Source organism: Roseovarius halophilus (ex Wu et al. 2025), from assembly GCF_047086965.1.
Genome location: NZ_JBKOTX010000627.1, coordinates 1 through 279, shown reverse-complemented (window position 1 = coordinate 279; position 279 = coordinate 1). Strand labels below are relative to the sequence as shown.

The 279-nt window shown below is 76.7% G+C and carries 1 pseudogene; it reads left to right on the top strand.

Features of this window, described 5'->3' with window-relative positions:
* Positions 1–279 (top strand): annotated as a pseudogene (locus ACH107_RS33790) (heparinase); the annotation flags it as partial.

Genomic DNA, 279 nt, shown 5'->3' with positions numbered 1-279 from the left:
CCCGCCGTGGCGGCGCTGGCGGCGGACTGCAGGGGGCAGATCGGCCGCGACGGCGCGATCGCGGCGCGCAGTCCCGAGGATCTGTTGCACATCCTGTCGCTGCTGACCGCGGTGCAGGCGGCCCTGACGAAGGCCGACCGGCCGCTGCCGGAGGCGCTTTGGTCGGCCATAGACCGGATCGCGCCGATCCTGCGCGCCCTGCGCCATGCCGATGGCGGGCTGGCGCGGTTTCACGGCGGGGGCCGCGGGCCGGAGGGCCGGTTGGACCAGGCCCTCGCC